The 774-nt window shown below is 76.2% G+C and carries 1 protein-coding gene; it reads right to left on the bottom strand.

The genetic code is table 11. The features are described 5' to 3' along the window. Positions 1-11: 11 nt before the first annotated feature. On the bottom strand, positions 12-752 hold the full coding sequence (locus ADK55_RS16585; RefSeq protein WP_053679470.1) for an IclR family transcriptional regulator: 741 nt from the start codon (positions 750-752) through the stop codon (positions 12-14). Positions 753-774: the final 22 nt, after the last annotated feature.

Genomic DNA, 774 nt, shown 5'->3' with positions numbered 1-774 from the left:
GGCCGGCAGCCTCAGAGCAGGCCCGCCGCGCGGGCGAGCGCGCCCCGGACCTCCTCGGGGCGCCGCCGGTACTCCCGGGTCGGCAACGACACCGACAGGGCGTGCACCGCGTCGTCACCCCGGGGCCGCTCCGCCGGCAGGGCGACGGCCAAACAGGTGTACACGGGGTCGGCCTCGCCCACCGAGACGGCGTAACCCTGCCCCCGCACCCGGGACAGCTCCGCCTCCAGCGACTCCGCGCTGGTGATGGTGGCCGCGGTCAGGCGTGCCATGCCGTGTTCCGTGAGGTAGCGCCGGCGCAGCGTACGGGGGAGCTCGGCGAGCAGCGCCTTGCCGTGCGCGGTGGCGTGCGCACGCGTCTCCCGCCCCGGCGTGAAGGGGTTCTCGGTGTCCGTCACGGGAGCCGTCGTGTCGACCACGGTGATCAGCCCGCCGCGGTACGCGGTGTAGTACGCCTCCGCGCCGGTGGCCCTGCGCAGTCGCGCCAACACGTCGCCGACGCCCGGCGCCGGCTCCAGGTGCCGCAGGTAGCTGCGGTGCAGCCGGGGAATCAGCGGCCCCAGCGCGTAACCGCGCGCCGTCCTTACGAGGTGGCCGCGCTCCGTGAGCGGCGCCAGGAGGTGGTAGACGGTCGAGAGGGAGCACCCCGTCCGGCGGGCCAGTGCCTTGGCGCTGACCGGCCCGTCCGCGTCGGCCACCGCGTCGAGGAGGGCCAGCGCCCGATCGACGGACTGCGGACCGTGGTGCGGCATGGCGGGTTCCCCGGGGGGGGGG

Origin of the sequence: Streptomyces sp. WM4235 (assembly GCF_001279725.1) — a bacterium.
Classification (GTDB): Bacteria; Actinomycetota; Actinomycetes; order Streptomycetales; family Streptomycetaceae; genus Streptomyces.
Note: the sequence above shows the minus strand (reverse complement) of the source record. Positions and strands in the feature narration are given on the sequence as shown.

Excerpts from the sequence above, each read along its gene's own strand:
- ADK55_RS16585 (WP_053679470.1), bottom strand. The coding sequence starts at position 752 with ATGCCGCACCACGGTCCGCAGTCCGTCGATCGGGCGCTGGCCCTCCTC.